A 14415-nucleotide genomic window follows, 5' to 3' on the forward strand; every position below is an offset into this window, starting at 1 on the left:
TTATCGTCAATATAATTCCACTTAGTCTGGGATGTTGTATCCATACCTAATGATTCCATGTTGGCAATGGCCTCTTTAAGCTCCTCACTAAATTTACCCTCTTTGAGACACTGGCCTCGATGACGGTTCGATCATTATTTTTAAAAGCCAAATCCAAATAAGAGATATTTCCGTCCGAGTTGTTCAATTCCATCCTTAAATCTTCTTTCTCGTTGTTTACGATCTTATAACTAAATATTGTTTCCACTCCATTAAAGACTTGAGTGAAGGAGTCTTTTGTAATATAGATATCATAGCTAATGTCCTGTTGTGTGTCTGTTGCTTTCCAGTGTCCTAAAAGACCGTCGGTAGTATTTCCAAGCCCGCAGCCAGAAAAAATAACAAACATAGAAATAAAAATAATGAAAGTCAGGATGTGCGTATCCTTGTTTTGTGACATACTAGTTACTCCCCCAAAAAATTAATGAATTTTAATAGTTTAACACAATCGTCATCGGGATGCAGGGGGAGGCTCTGGCAGGCGTACTTTCGAAGTATGATTATTCACCGGGTTTATACACAGCAACGGATTCAAAAAACAAATTCCTCATCTCTTCCTCTATATCAGGAGAAAGTTCCTTGAACCCATCTTCTTGAAGATACTGCATTCATTAAATCTATCCCGAATTTGACCGATAAATCAATGTGCTTAGTTCAACTTAAATAGAGACAATAGTTTATATCCATTTTAAAAGGAGAGAGACAATGAAAAAGAAATGGTGCATACCGTCTATTATGCTGCTGATTCTCGCGCTAACCGGGTGTGGCAAACTGGCAACGGAAGCAACGGAAGTGCCGGTCATCACATTCGACGGCACGGAGATAACCTTGGGGAAATCGAAATTGTCGGAGCTGAACGGTGCAGGATTTACTCAAGTTGATTCGGAGTATGGATTCAAAGGAGACAGTTTGGAAGGGATGACGTTTAGCCCGGATTTGTACTATTTTACTAAAGGAGAAGAACAACAGTATGCCGGACTTGCTTTGCTGAATGAAGCCAGAGAGCAGAAGCCGATTGAAGAATGCAGCATCTATAGGGTGAGCTATGACATGAATCTTCCTAATACGTCCATCGTTTACCCGGATATATTGATTAATAACGTAAATTATCGCGGGTACAGCTTGGACCAGGTAAAGGAAACGATGGAAGGCAAAAAGATTAGAAGTGAGGATAAGAGATTTATTATGTATGACGACGGAGAATACAAATACACATTTGATTTTGGTGATGACGGAACAGTCGTTTCGATCAATCTCGAAAAAGACTTTCCAAAGTATTTTCCTCAACCCTAGCTTCACATAAGGAACTCCCCTGCATGCGGGCAGATTTATTTTCCCGCTTCGAGGCAAATGAAATCACTGTCTTTGTTGGGTCCTAGTGTTTATGATAAAATGGCGTTATGCTATCGAAGGAAAATGGATGAAGTGGAATTCGAAAAGCTTAAAACGGACTGAACAGAATGGAGGACTTCTGTTGAAGTATAAACTATTGGCGCTGGATATGGACGGAACGCTGCTGAACGATAATCATCAAATTTCTCCGGAGACGGAGAAGTGGATTCGTAAAGCCGCCGCAGCCGGAGTACACGTCTGTTTGTCGACCGGAAGAGGCTATAACGAGGCGGCGCCGTTTGGAGTGCAGTTGGGGCTCGAAACGCCGATGATCACGGTAAACGGAAGCGAAATATGGAAGTCGCCTCATGAGCTCTATCATCGGGAGCTGTTCGATAAAGAAATCATTGCCCGCATGTATGACATCTCGCAGGAGCACGGCGTTTGGTTCTGGGCTTATTCCGTGGAAGGAAGCTACAACGAGAACAATTGGGATCCCGGACTGCTGGAAGTCAACCAATGGCTTAAGTTCGGTTACCATACCGAAGATGACGAGATCCGCCATAGCATTATGATGCGGCTTCAGGATCTTGGCGGATTGGAGATTACGAATTCATCGCCTTACAACCTCGAGATTAACCCGGCGGGCATCAACAAGGCGAGCGGAATCCGGACTGTCTGCAAATTGTTGGGTATAGATATGTCCGAGACGGTAGCTATCGGCGATAGCCTGAACGATCTTGCCGCAATCCAGGCCGCAGGACTGGGCGTTGCGATGGGAAATGCACAAATTGCGGTCAAGGAAAATGCGGATGTGGTGACCGCCTCCAACAACGATGATGGCATTGCGCTGATCATCCGTGATTACATTTTGCCAGGGGAGTGAGGTAAGTGATCGCTGCGCTCGGTTGGATCTTAATCATCTTGCTGTTTGTGGTCGGTATGGCGGGGGCGGTTTACCCTGTTTTACCTGGAGTCGTCGCCGTATATTTTGCTTTTTTCGTCTACGGCTGGTTTTTCTCGTTTGAACCGTTCGGTTGGTTTTTCTGGATCATTCAAACGCTGATTGTCGTGGTTCTGCTTGTGGCGGACTACCTGGTAGGCGCTTGGGGCGTTAAAAAATTCGGCGGCAGCAAATTGTCCGTCTGGCTCAGTACGATCGGCATCATCATCGGACCGTTCGTCATTCCTGCCTTTGGCCTTGTACTTGGGCCTTTGCTCGGTGCCATGATCGGCGAATTGATCAAGGGAGAAACGATTTCCAAAGCCTTCAAAGTCGGGGTCGGCTCCGTCGTCGGCCTGTTCAGCAGCATCGTTGTAAAAATCTTGCTTCAACTGGCCATGATCGTTGTTTTCATCATATGGATCCTCATGTTCTAGAAAAGAAAGAAGGAATTTTTCTTGTCGAAGAAAGAATCGTTTATTAAAGGCACGCTGATCCTGGCGGGGGCGGCGCTTCTGGTTCGTTTGCTGGGCTTGTTCCAACGGGTTCCCCTGGAGCACGTATTCGGAGACACGGGAAATGCCTCATACGGCTTGGCAAACAATGTTTATTTAATGCTGCTGACCATAGCTTCGGCAGGCATTCCGAGCACGCTAAGCAAAATGGTATCGGAACGGTATGCCTTGAATAAACCGGAAGAAGCCCGGCGGGTCTACAAAGCGGCGCTGATGTTCGGCGCCGTGTCCGGGGTTTTGATTACGGTGTTTTTATATCTGATCGCTCCGTATTATGCCACGAATATCGCCAAGGTTCCGGAAGCCTCGGCGGCTATACGGGCGATTGCTCCTGCCTTGCTTTTGTTCCCCACCATTGCGATGATGAGAGGTTATTTTCAGGGCCGCGGCAATATGACGGCTTCCGGCATTTCGCAAATCATGGAGCAAATTTTACGGGTCATCACAGCGATTGGCCTTGCATTTGTTATGTACGGTATGGGGTATTCGGATAAATGGCTGGCTGCGGGCGCATCCTTCGGCAGCGTGTTCGGGAGCATCGGGGCATTCGGCGTCATGGTTTATTATGCTATGAAGCTGCGCAAAGAGGATGAGCGCAAATTGCCTCCTCTTGAATCCGGAACAACCGGAGCGGATATTCCGTACAAGCGTATATACCTGGATATTTTTAAATTGTCGATTCCGATCGTATTGACTTCCCTTACCGTATCGGCAGTCAACTTTATTGACGGTTCTATCGTCAAGACGCTGCTCATCAACCACATCGGTGAAGCGGCAGCCGAACAAGCCCTGGCATTCTTGACTTCCAGAGCCCAGATGGTGGCGGGTATTCCCCCGATTTTAGCGATAGCGCTCAGTACTTCTTTGATTCCTGTTATCTCGGCGGCGTTCGTCAAGAAGGATGAAGCTCATTTGCGGAGTCAGGTAACGCTGGCCATGCGGGTTTCCATTCTTTCGGGCCTGCCGCTGGTCCTTGTGCTTGGAACAACCGCCTATTCGGTAAACGGCCTTTTGTTCAAATCGCTGGACGGTTACGGCATCGTTGGATTTTTAACGTTTATGACGATCTTCCAAATTACGATGATGACCAGCAACTCCATTCTGTTGGGAGTGGGCAAGCCTTATTTATCCATGGTGAACGTGATGGTCGGGATTGTAGTCAAATTGGTCGCAAGTTACGCGTTGGCTCCGGTCTGGGGAATTTACGGAATCATTACCGCAACGGGCCTTTGTTTCCTGGTCATAACGCTTTTAAACTTGTGGACGATGAAAAAAATCGTACCGTTTTCCCTCATGGGCAACCGTTGGGTCGGGTTTCTCCTGACCGTCGTCGTCCTCGGCGGCGCGGGTTACGGTTTGAACCAGGCAGGCATTCAAATGGTTTCGATCATGCCGGCACGGGTGGCTTTTTTCTTGACCTGTTGCATCGTCGGTCTCGCCGTGGTGGCGCTATATCCGGTTATGCTCGTCCTGCTGCGCGTGGTGCGCAAGGATGAACTGCCCGGTTATCCGGCGCCGTTGCGCAAATTGCTGTCTCCGCTGATGCGGCTGCAGCGCTCCGGTCAAGCCGGTTCATCCAAGTAAGCCTGGGATGAGCACAGAGGCCGTTGTTTTTGCCTTGCGATTGATGTCGAATTGCCCGGGAAATGTGGTCGGCTACGGCAAAGGGACCCAACATTAGTGAGGCAGACAATAGTGGCATTATTAGGCTTTATGTCTGCCTGTGGTTCTCGTCGCCGGCCGCATCGTGGACGAGGGCGGTTTTGAGGATGCCGTCGCGATGTTCGCGACTGATGTCGCATAGATACGGCGGCTGGGGCGCGCTGATGCCGTCAAGCGCGCTGTGGTCCTTAAGCCAATCTTCCCTGGAGATTGGCTCATAGGGGGTGTCGCCCCAAGCGTCCAACAGCTTGGGGCTATAGAGACGCTTGCCCGGCGGCAGCGTCTCGCCTTCCAGAAGCTCTGACCCCTGCATCGGGGAGGTCAGAGCTTCTTTGCTATTGGCCGTGAACAATTCCGGCCAATAGTCACCGCGCGAGCCGCTGTGCGGCACGCTGGCGGCGAAGCGCTCCGCGCCGCTGCGCACGGCGCGGAGACCCATGAGCATCGCGTACAGGCTCTTGCCTAGCGCGATGCGGTCCGGGAGGCTGCCGAAGTCGGAGACGACGCGCCCCGCGAGGCGGTGCACGACGTATTTCACTCGGCCTCCCTCCTCCAAGAGCTGCCCCAATCCGCTCTCTTCTTCTGCGGATTGTTTCCCGGGCTCGCCGACTCCCGAGCCGGCGAGCCCATCCCCGCTGGAGAAGAACTGTTCGTCATTCTCATAGGCCTTCAGTTCCTCTCTCGCCGAGTGTCTGGGCGTAACCTGATCACCCGGCGAGGCGGATTTCTCGGCGGGTTCCTCCTCGGAACCCGCCGCCGCTATTTTATCTTGCTGCTCCGCTTCGCACTCCTCCGCTTCCGCTTCGAGCAACGGAAATACTACCTGATTCAAACCTGCCAGGCTTTGCAGATGGAAAGGGACTTTGTCGGTAATATGTCTCTGATAATAAGGATGGCGGATGACCCGTTTTTCGATATAGTTTTGTTCGTTAATAATCAATCCAACCGTCAGAAGAGCGCTGCCCCTATCGATCCAGAACCGCTCCCAAAAAGGGCGCATAAAGCCGGAGACGTGGAAATAGGAAAGCAGGTGGAAACGGCTGGAGCCGAGTTCACGGCTTTTTATGTACAGGAGCAGTTGGGGATATGCGTCTTGAAAAATCAGGGCATTGCTGCGCTCCAAAAAGCGGTAGTACGCCCGTTTTTCGGTTTCATCCATGAGATCGGCCATTCTGCCGCGCAGGTCCGTCATATTCCACCCGGCATTCCGGGACACCATATGGGCAAGGAACGCCCAATGCAATTCCGGATACGCCTGATAACAGGCCAGGTACGCCTCCGTACGGGTAATATTACTGCTTCCCGCACGGCTGGTCGCCAAAGCGATCTCCTCCGCTAGTGCCAGGTCACCTTCGCTCCACTCATCCTCCCGGGGGGCGGTTCTCCCTGCCGGTCCCCGCCGCAGCAAGTCTTCGATTTCCGCGGCTACCGTGCGTGCGGAGGCTTCCTTCCAGCCAAGGGAAGTCCGGTCCTCCCGCAGGCGGCTGGACTCGGCAATCCCCGCAGCTTTACCTTTGAAGGTTTTTCCGAGCAAGGTGGGGAGCCGGCGGATAAGTTCCTTGAGTCCCGGGGCGGGGGCCGGACCTTCCGGGTTGTGTGGGCTCTGCATCATAGGGGTCCTCGCTTTCTATTCCGATCATCAAATTTCATATTACAAGTATGGCCAAAAGTTTGACTTCCACTCCGGGTTTTGGTTGACTTAAAGAGGAACCATAATAAAAGCTTAAAAAAGTACAGACAGAAAGGAATGAAGCTCATGAAACAGGTGCAAAGCGCAGCCGAGTTTGGCATAAGCATCCAATCCAGCAACCTTGTCGTAGCGGTTTTTAAAGCGGACTGGTGCGGGGACTGCAAGTATATCGACCCCTTTATGCCGGAGGTTGAAGAGAAATACGGCGACCGTCTCACGTTGATTGAAGTGGACGTAGACAAGGTCGGTGACGTTAGCCAGGAACAAAACATTTTGGGAATACCGAGCTTCGTCGCCTATGCGGACGGTCGGGAGCTTGTTCGCTACGTGAATAAACTCCGTAAATCACGCGAGGAAATTGAAGATTTCTTGAATAAGGCGCTGGATGTGTACCATACCTTGCACGATACGGCCGAAAGAAAAGAATAGCTGTTATCCAATTTCAAACGACAAAAATCACATCGCCCCTGGCCCGTACAGGCGGCGATGTTTGTGTTTTTGAACATTCTGTAACGTTTCTCTATGATTTGCCCTGTCCTATCGGGTATAATGAAATATGATTTCAAAGAAACGAATGAATGCAGATACTTCCTTACTCTGATAGAACGGGTGAGCATGTTGAATACGAAACAACTCAAATGGCTTAGCTACCTTTCTTGCTTGGTCATGTTTTTAGCTACTTTGGGCGGGAGCGTCGTGACCAAAACCGAATCGGGACTGGGCTGCGGCAACGATTGGCCCTTGTGCCACGGAAAGTTTGTACCAGCCCATACGATCGCGTCGATGATCGAGTATTCGCACCGGGCGATTAGCGGAGGGGCGGGCTTGCTTTCTTTGGGCGCCTTTGTAGCGTTTTGGCTGTACCGGAAGCATCGCCGGGATTTGCAAATCTATTCTTTCCTGGCTCTTTTTTTTGTAATGGTGCAGGCCTTCATGGGAGCGATGGCGGTGATTTATCCCACGTCCTCCGCCGTCATGGCGCTGCATTTCGGTTTTTCCCTGATCGCTTTCGCCAGTTCGGTCATGCTTGTCCTGGGAATTCGTGAGGATGAAGCCAGGGAGGCGAGTGCGCCTGTGGCTCCGAAGTATTACGTCTCAAAAGGCTTTCGCAATTTGACGTGGTTCGCCACGGCGTATACGTATATTGTGGTTTATATCGGCGCTTATGTGAGTCATACCGATTCTGCGGGCGGTTGTTCCGGCTGGCCGCTTTGCAACAAGGAACTGATTCCCGAACTTTCGGGTGGCGTCGGCATCGCTTTTGCACACCGGGTAGCTGCGCTGTTGCTGCTGATCGTCGTGGCTACGGTCGGTCATTTTGCTTATCGGAAGCATCCCGGAAACCGGGAAATTCGTGCTTTGGGCATAGCCGCTACGGTACTGATCCTTACGCAGGTATTTACGGGTGCGAGTATTGTATTCACACTAAACAATTATGAAGTGTACCTTTTTACTTCTCTTGCCCACATTATTGTTTTAGCGGCTTTGTTCGGGGTACTCTGTTATATGAGCGTAAGAACCTGGCAAATGAACAAGAACGATAACGGGAATGCGGGAATCGATGGGCGGCTGGTTGCGGGAAAAGACCCTGCCCAAAATCGGAAAGTCCAATAATTAAACCTGCCGGGAATGACCGCGGAAAGTTTCGGGAAGTGTTATAAGAGTAGTTCCGATACAAAGGGATCGCCGGGATTTGATGATGGAAGCGAGGAAACGATGATGCTGCGAAGTTTGCTTGGAGAACCGCCGAGACAAAATGAAGGTTTGCTGGGCGATACAATCAATGCCATGATTCAAACGACCAAGTTGCTGCAAAAGGAGACGGAACTGTCCAAAGATCCGACCCATGACTTCCGTAAGCTCGAGATTTGGACGCTTGGCTTGATCACCTCGCTGGACGAGTTGGAGCAATGCTTGCATGCGGCTGCTTTTTTTCGCAAAAAAGTAGTTCATGATTCCATTGAGGATATGGATCCGGCAGAGCGCAGCGACTATGCCCGTTACGTATTTTTTTATAAAGACGGATTTATTCGCGTGTTTTCCACGCTGGACAAGCTTGGGACGGTGCTTAATGAGCTGTTCGATCTCAAGACGTCCAAAGTGAAGGCACATTTTTCTTACTTTACGGTGCTACGCCAGTTCCGATACATGAAAGTACATATGGAGCTTGGAGACCGGCTGGTTGCCATTAAGGAAAAGTACAAGGAAGCGCTGGCCGAGCTAAGAAGGCGCCGGAATACGGAAATCCACTATATGAACTCGGAAATGAAGGATGACCTTTGGCAGCGGCATCAGACCTTGCGGGGGAAAATTGAGTTGGAGGATCTGGACCAGCATTTGCATGACCTGGAGCAAGGGTATCTTATGGTCTGCGAAACGCTACATACGGCTTTTGCTTATAGTAATCAGCGCTGGAAAAAGGTTTCCTTGAAATAGAAAGCCTTTTCCGATCGGGCTACGTATTTTTTCCTTTGACAAAAGACCTTAAACCTCCTATACTCTAAAATAGTTTCGTAACCAATTTCATATTTTTCTTATCGAGAGAGGCGGAGGGACAGGCCCGATGAAGCCCAGCAACCGATTCGATTCCAGGTACCAGCGAAGATTCATGGAGATGCCGGAACGAATGACATGGTGCTAAATCCTTCAAAACCGCGTATGCGTGCGCATCGCAATGGTTTTGGCAGATGAGAAGGCATTGTCTTTACGTAAAGAGAGCCCTTTGAATCTGCAGGGGCTCTTTTCTGTTTTTTTATAACTCTCTTTGAAATTAATCTATACAGGAGGCTAATCAGTTTGATTGAACTCAAACAGCTTACCAAAATATACGGTAGCAAGAAAAAGGCGACCACGGCGCTATCCGAGCTTAATCTGACGGTTAACAAAGGAGAGATTTTCGGCGTCATTGGCCACTCCGGCGCGGGGAAGAGCACGCTCATCCGCTGCATCAATTTGCTGGAACGGCCGACCCGGGGTGAGGTATGGGTCGGCGGTGTCGACCTGACCAAGCTGAACAAGCGGGAACTGCAACAGCATCGCCGGAAGATCGGCATGATTTTTCAGCATTTCAATCTGTTGTCCTCGGCTACGGTATATGACAATGTGGCCTTTCCTCTGACTTTGACCGGAACGCCTAAAGCTCGGATTCAGAGTAAAGTGAATGAGCTCTTGGCTCTGGTCGGTCTGGAAGAACACCGCGACAAGCATCCGGCCCAATTGTCCGGCGGGCAGAAGCAGCGGGTAGGCATCGCGCGCGCCTTAGCCAGCGATCCTGACGTGTTGCTCTGCGATGAAGCGACTTCCGCATTGGATCCTCAAACTACGGATTCCATCTTGAAGCTGTTGCTTGACATTAACCGGAAGTTCAACCTGACCATTCTGCTCATCACGCATGAGATGCACGTCATTCAAAGCATTTGCGACCGGGTGGCCGTCATTCATGAGGGAGGTATCGTGGAAGAAGGGCCCGTTACCGAGGTGTTCCTGAAGCCGCAGCATTTCGTAACTCGGGAGTTTATCAACCGCGATGCAACGGGGGCGGCCGGAGAAGAAGGACTGAAGTTTGCAGCCCCGGTTCCGCATCCGGAATGGTCGAAACTAGTGAAGATCACGTTTCTCGGGGCGAAGACGTACGAATCGGTGTTGTCCCAGGTTGTTAGGGAAACCGAAGTCAATTTCGCAATCCTGCAGGGGACGATCTCGACGATCAAAGATGTGCCTTACGGCAAGCTTACGGTATCTTTTGAAGGGGATGACGAGAAGGTTGAACGTACGCTTACTTTGCTAAGGGAACGGGATCTTGATGTGGAGGTGATCGGGTAATGTGGGGTTTGGATTTTTCTAAAATCGATTGGCCTGAAATGGGTACGGCTTCCATCGACACGCTGCAAATGATGGGTTACGCCACCCTGTTCACGTTTCTGATCGGTCTCCCGTTGGGTGTGCTGTTGTACACTTTTTCCCGTTCCAGTTCACCCGTTCTGGGGTGGGTGTACCGGGTCCTTTCCCTCATCGTAAACATTATCCGATCCGTACCGTTCATCATCCTGATCGTTGCCCTCATCCCGCTTACCCGGGCGATAATGGGCGTCTCTTCCGGAGTGGAAGGAACGATCCCGCCGCTCGTGATCGGGGCCGCCCCGTTCTTCGCCCGTCTCGTTGAGACGGCGCTGCGCGAAGTGGACCGCGGGGTGATCGAAGCGTCGCATGCAATGGGCGCGACTACCTTTCAGGTAATCCGCAAAGTACTGCTGCCTGAATCGTTGCCCGGTCTCATTGCTGGCATGACGATAACCGCCGTTACGCTCGTTTCCTACACGGCGATGTCCGGTATGGTCGGCGGCGGCGGGCTAGGCGATTTGGCTATCCGCTACGGCTACTACCGTTATGAGAAGGAAGTCATGATCGTTTCCGTTATTTTTATGGTCATCCTGGTGCAAGTATTGCAAATGCTGGGTGACCGGCTGGTGATTTATTTTACGCGGAAATAAGGAACAACTATATATAGATACAGATTTACAACATCCTTATTCAAAAAAATTTGGGAGGGCATACTGTTATGAAAAAATGGACATTCTCGTTGTTGACGCTGGCTTTAGTTTTGGTGCTTGCCGCTTGCGGAAGCAACAATGCAAAAAATGACAACCCCGCCGCTGGCAATACGCCGGCTGCAGAAAACAATGCTGCGAACACGCCGGCGACATCGGAACCGGTTAAACTGGTCGTTGGTGCAACCGTGCCTCACGCGGATATTCTTAAGTTCATTGCGCCGGCATTGAAGGAAGAAGGCGTGGAACTGGAAGTCAGAGAATTTACGGACTACGTTCAACCTAACGTTCAAGTATTCGAAAAACAGCTGGATGCAAACTATTTCCAGCATCAGCCTTATCTTGACGAGCAAAACAAACAAAACAACTTTGATCTTGTGTCCGTTGTCGGCGTGCATGTCGAACCTATGGGCGCATACTCCAAAAACCTGAAAACGGCCGAGGAGATTGCGGACGGCGCCAAAGTGGCGATCCCGAACGATGCGACGAACGGCGGACGCGCTTTGCTGCTGCTTGAAAAGCAAGGGCTTATCAAGCTCAAGGAAGGTGCTGGAATTATGGCCACCAAAGCGGATATTACCGAAAATTCGAAAAACCTGAAATTCATTGAAGCCGACGCCGCCATGCTTCCGCGCCAATTGGAGGAAGTGGATTTGGCTCTGATCAATACCAACTACGCGCTTGAAGCCGATCTCAACCCGGTTGACGATGCGCTGTTCATTGAAGACGCAGATTCGCCTTACACCAACATTTTGGTATCGCGCCCGGACAACAAAGACTCCGAAGCCATCCAAAAGCTGGCTAAAGCGCTGACTTCCCCCGACGTGAAGAAGTTTATCGAAGATACCTATAAAGGTGCTTTGGTTCCAGTATTTTAAGAAGTTGTAAACAGAAACGATTCTTAATCCCGTTGCTTTGCGCAGCGGGATTTTTGTCTATACATGCCATTTGTAAAATGTTGGTTCTGGCCGGTTTATCCGCTGGATTGGATATTTTCCAATCAACGGGTTCAAGCACACAACCGTTTACTCCTTCCCCCGCTTCCCGTTTGTGGGAAAGTCTTAAATCTTTTATACTTGAAAAGAAGGTACATGTGAGGAGGAGAGGGACGTTGGTGGGAAAAATCGCCCTGATTACGGGAAGCGCCAAAGGCTTGGGCAAGAAGACCGCGCTGACGCTGGCGGAGCAAGGCTGCCATATCGCACTGAATTATGTACATAGTGAATCGGAAGCGCTTGCCCTTCAATCTCAAATTGAGCGGATAGGCGTTCGTTGTATCGCCGTGCAGGCTGATGTGTCCCGGCGGGAAGAGATCGAGGTTCTTGTGGATCAGGTTCAAGACAGCCTCGGAAGTATCGATATTCTTGTGAATAATGCCGGGCCGTTTATCCGTGAGCGGCGGCTGTTCACCGACTATAGTCAGGCCGATATTCTGGCTATGATCGACGGCAATCTGGTCGGCACGATGCTGTTGGATCATCAGGTCCTTCCGGGCATGCGGGACAAAGGCTGGGGACGAATCGTTCATTTTGGTTTCGGTCATGCTTCGGAATCCCGGGCCTGGCCGCATCGCGCGGTTTATGCCGCCGCCAAAACCGGGCTCGTCTCCTTTACGAAGACCCTTGCGGTTGAAGAAGCCCCGTACGGGATTACCGTGAATATGGTATGCCCCGGAGATATTCGGGGGAGGAATAAAGAGATTTCTATCGATGAAGCCCGGAAGCTGTCCGATAAGGAGACTCCTTTAGGCCGTCCGGGCAGCGGAGAGGATATCGCTCGCGTCATTTCGTTTCTCTGCAATAAGGATTCCGATTTCATTACTGGCAACATTATGGACATCTCAGGTGGCCTCGATCCGATTCGTCCATGGATTAAACCTTCATAGAATGAGCTTCTGCTGCTGTAAACAATAAAACACGGCCTTTCCGGGTAAGCCGGATGGCCGTGTTATTGGTGTTGCTATACTGCCGGAACCAGGTTCCGGCCCGCTGCTGTATATCTTAAAATACTTGTACGACCTCTTGCACGCCTTCCACTTCTTCAAACAGCGCGCGTTCGATCCCTGCTTTGAGGGTAATGGTGGAGCTTGGGCAACTGCCGCAGGCACCCATCAATTTCAATTTGACGATACCGTCTTCCACGTCGACCAGTTCGACGTCGCCGCCATCACGCTGCAGGAAGGGGCGAAGTTTGTCCAAAACTTCCAGCACCTCGTCATACAATTTATCTTGTACGTTTTCGCTCATTGTTTTCAACTCCTTTCCTTTCCTATATATTATATTACAAAAAGCTTTAAATTTAAATGCTTCGCTGACGGGGGACTCGCGTTTGAAACCGATTATTGAATTTTGTGCAAACAATGCCGGATTTGGTACTGATGTTGCATTAAACCGGCTAAAAGAACACTATGACTGCGAAGTCATCGAATACGGTTGTCTTACGGGCTGCGGGATGTGTTATACGTCTCCGTATGCCTTGGTCAATGGAGAGACCGTGGCGGCTGAAACCGCCGAGCAGCTTTATGAAGTCATCGTGGACATGATCAAAGAGATCGAAGCGATAGATTGATTCCGATGGTAGTCGCTCACCCGCTTTTGAACCTGTGCAGTCCCGTCGCAACTAGCCAAGATGGTGCTTGGACATCCAGAGTACACCGCTTTTTAACAGACGCGGCACGCGTCCCGTAACCTGGGCTTTGCCCATTAAGCCGAATCCTGCTTTTTTGCCGAGTGAACCGAGGGTACCTTTCAGTTTAATGGGCTGAAGCTTCGGCGCTTCGTCGCGCCATCCGGCCGAGACAATTTGAGCGAGCTGATGGCCTTGGCCTTCGGCGGCTTGAGCGCTTGGGGCAAATGGAAGACTGGCACAGTCGCCGCAAACAAAGACTTCAGGGTAGTCCGGTATTTGGTAGTGTTCTCCAAGCAGGACACGGCCCTGACGGTCTTTTGGCACGTTCAGATTTTGCACGAGTTCCACGGGCCGGATTCCTGCGGTCCATACGGTGACATCGGACAACAGATTCCCGGTTTCATGATGGATCACTCCCGGTTCCAGTGCATGAATCGAAATATGGGACAGCGTCTCCACTTCGTGTTCATGAAACCATTTCGTGACATAGGTCGATACTTTTGGGGGAAAAGCCGACAAAAGACGCGAACCGCGGTCGATCAGGGAAATGTTCAAATCAGGGCGGCTTTCGCGGAGCTCGGCGGCAATCTCTACCCCGCTGAGTCCGCCGCCGACGATATTGATTTTACTGTACGGCTTGGCGTTGTTCAGGTTCATATAGGTATTGCGCACCGCCGAGAAGGACTGTATGCTGCATGAAAATTCCTTCGCGCCGGAGATATTGTGATAATTATCGGTACAGCCTAGAGCAATGACAAGCTGGTCGTATTCAAGCGGGGGTTCGCCTAACTCCGAAAAGTGGATCCTCCGGTTCTCCAAATCCAGTGATACGGCCTCTCCGTACTTGATGTTCAGACCGCTGTATTGAGGAAAGGGAACCCGGAGCTCGTGATCGGATGCCGTTCCGGCCGCCAAAGCATAGTATTCGGTCTTTAAGCTTTGGAATGGCATTCGGTCCACCAACGTAATTTGAATATCCGCAGGAATATGCCCCTTAAAAAGTTCATGAATAATGGTGGTTCCGCCATAGCCTCCACCCAGAATAACGAATTGTTTCAT

The 14415-nt window shown here is 50.5% G+C and carries 16 protein-coding genes and 1 riboswitch; of the genes, 12 read left to right on the forward strand and 4 right to left on the reverse strand.

Annotated features, from left to right (window positions below; all coding sequences use genetic code 11):
• Positions 1–46: 46 nt before the first annotated feature.
• Positions 47–439, reverse strand: coding sequence for a hypothetical protein (locus DFP94_RS13090; RefSeq protein WP_114496919.1), 393 nt, complete (start codon positions 437–439; stop codon positions 47–49).
• Between the two features lie 305 nt (positions 440–744).
• Between DFP94_RS13090 and DFP94_RS13095 the strand changes: the two genes are divergently transcribed.
• From DFP94_RS13095 to DFP94_RS13110, 4 genes are all read left to right on the forward strand, one after another.
• Positions 745–1332 (forward strand): hypothetical protein, encoded by a 588-nt coding sequence (locus DFP94_RS13095; RefSeq protein ID WP_114496920.1) that lies wholly within the window; start codon positions 745–747, stop codon positions 1330–1332.
• A gap of 127 nt (positions 1333–1459) precedes the next feature.
• Entirely contained in the window at positions 1460–2257 is a 798-nt protein-coding gene (locus tag DFP94_RS13100; protein ID WP_114496921.1) for a Cof-type HAD-IIB family hydrolase, read from the forward strand.
• Positions 2258–2265: 8 nt separating this feature from the next.
• Entirely contained in the window at positions 2266–2751 is a 486-nt protein-coding gene (locus tag DFP94_RS13105; protein WP_114497121.1) for a DUF456 domain-containing protein, read from the forward strand.
• Between the two features lie 21 nt (positions 2752–2772).
• Positions 2773–4413, forward strand: coding sequence for a putative polysaccharide biosynthesis protein (locus DFP94_RS13110; RefSeq protein ID WP_114496922.1), 1641 nt, complete (start codon positions 2773–2775; stop codon positions 4411–4413).
• 127 nt (positions 4414–4540) lie between these two features.
• Here DFP94_RS13110 and DFP94_RS26065 read toward each other — a convergent pair whose 3' ends face one another.
• Positions 4541–6103, reverse strand: coding sequence for a DUF2515 family protein (locus DFP94_RS26065; RefSeq protein ID WP_245954800.1), 1563 nt, complete (start codon positions 6101–6103; stop codon positions 4541–4543).
• A gap of 144 nt (positions 6104–6247) precedes the next feature.
• Here DFP94_RS26065 and DFP94_RS13125 point away from each other — a divergent pair, with 144 nt between their 5' ends.
• From DFP94_RS13125 to DFP94_RS13155, 7 genes are all read left to right on the forward strand, one after another.
• Positions 6248–6610: a thioredoxin family protein gene (locus DFP94_RS13125; RefSeq protein ID WP_114496923.1), complete on the forward strand. Its 363-nt coding sequence runs from the start codon at positions 6248–6250 to the stop codon at positions 6608–6610.
• Between the two features lie 189 nt (positions 6611–6799).
• Positions 6800–7795, forward strand: coding sequence for a COX15/CtaA family protein (locus DFP94_RS13130; protein ID WP_114497122.1), 996 nt, complete (start codon positions 6800–6802; stop codon positions 7793–7795).
• A gap of 105 nt (positions 7796–7900) precedes the next feature.
• Positions 7901–8617, forward strand: a complete 717-nt coding sequence (locus tag DFP94_RS13135; RefSeq protein ID WP_114497123.1) for a Cthe_2314 family HEPN domain-containing protein — start codon at positions 7901–7903, stop codon at positions 8615–8617.
• A 95-nt stretch (positions 8618–8712) separates the two neighbouring features.
• A riboswitch (SAM riboswitch) is annotated at positions 8713–8875 on the forward strand.
• Between the two features lie 102 nt (positions 8876–8977).
• The gene (locus DFP94_RS13140) at positions 8978–10003 is read left to right on the forward strand and encodes a methionine ABC transporter ATP-binding protein (protein WP_114496924.1); all 1026 of its coding nucleotides are present in this window, start codon (positions 8978–8980) and stop codon (positions 10001–10003) included.
• The gene (locus DFP94_RS13145) at positions 10003–10671 is read left to right on the forward strand and encodes a methionine ABC transporter permease (RefSeq protein ID WP_114496925.1); all 669 of its coding nucleotides are present in this window, start codon (positions 10003–10005) and stop codon (positions 10669–10671) included. The genes DFP94_RS13140 and DFP94_RS13145 overlap by 1 nt, the downstream gene beginning before the upstream one ends.
• A 68-nt stretch (positions 10672–10739) precedes the next feature.
• The gene (locus tag DFP94_RS13150; protein WP_114496926.1) at positions 10740–11606 is read left to right on the forward strand and encodes a MetQ/NlpA family ABC transporter substrate-binding protein; all 867 of its coding nucleotides are present in this window, start codon (positions 10740–10742) and stop codon (positions 11604–11606) included.
• A gap of 233 nt (positions 11607–11839) precedes the next feature.
• Positions 11840–12613: an SDR family oxidoreductase gene (locus DFP94_RS13155; RefSeq protein ID WP_114496927.1), complete on the forward strand. Its 774-nt coding sequence runs from the start codon at positions 11840–11842 to the stop codon at positions 12611–12613.
• A gap of 115 nt (positions 12614–12728) precedes the next feature.
• Here the strand turns inward: DFP94_RS13155 and DFP94_RS13160 are convergent, their stop codons facing one another.
• A complete protein-coding gene (locus DFP94_RS13160) occupies positions 12729–12974 on the reverse strand; it encodes a NifU family protein (RefSeq protein WP_114496928.1) in 246 nt (81 codons plus the stop codon).
• An 82-nt stretch (positions 12975–13056) separates the two neighbouring features.
• On the opposite strand from DFP94_RS13160, the gene DFP94_RS13165 reads away from it, so the two are divergent.
• Entirely contained in the window at positions 13057–13296 is a 240-nt protein-coding gene (locus tag DFP94_RS13165) for a YuzB family protein (RefSeq protein WP_114496929.1), read from the forward strand.
• Between the two features lie 51 nt (positions 13297–13347).
• On the opposite strand, the gene DFP94_RS13170 is transcribed toward DFP94_RS13165, so the two are convergent.
• Entirely contained in the window at positions 13348–14415 is a 1068-nt protein-coding gene (locus DFP94_RS13170) for an NAD(P)/FAD-dependent oxidoreductase (RefSeq protein WP_114496930.1), read from the reverse strand.

It is taken from the genome of Fontibacillus phaseoli (genome assembly GCF_003337355.1).
Classification (GTDB): Bacteria; Bacillota; Bacilli; order Paenibacillales; family Paenibacillaceae; genus Fontibacillus; species Fontibacillus phaseoli.